Origin of the sequence: Pseudoalteromonas sp. SIMBA_162 (assembly GCF_046535955.1) — a bacterium.
Classification (GTDB): Bacteria; Pseudomonadota; Gammaproteobacteria; order Enterobacterales; family Alteromonadaceae; genus Pseudoalteromonas; species Pseudoalteromonas marina.
In genome coordinates this window covers 1-232 of sequence record NZ_JAWJBQ010001302.1, presented here as the reverse complement: position 1 = coordinate 232, position 232 = coordinate 1, and the positions used below count along the sequence as shown (strand labels likewise).

Genomic DNA, 232 nt, shown 5'->3' with positions numbered 1-232 from the left:
CTGAAATCGCCGGTCGGCCGCGCGTACTTCGAATTCTTCGGCGAAGCGCTGTTCCGCTCGGACCTGTCGATCTCGGTCGGCGAACTCGGCTCGCTGCTCGACCACTCGGGCCCCATCGGCGAAAGCGAACGCTACGCCGCGCGCGTGTTCGGCGCGCACCGCACGTATCACGTGACGAACGGCTCGTCGATGTCGAACCGCGTGATCCTGATGGCGAGCGTCACGCGCAATC

The 232-nt window shown here is 65.9% G+C and carries 1 pseudogene; it reads left to right on the top strand.

Annotation, left to right across the window (positions count from 1 at the left end):
* Positions 1-232: pseudogene (locus R0J88_RS23860) on the top strand (lysine decarboxylase); the annotation flags it as partial.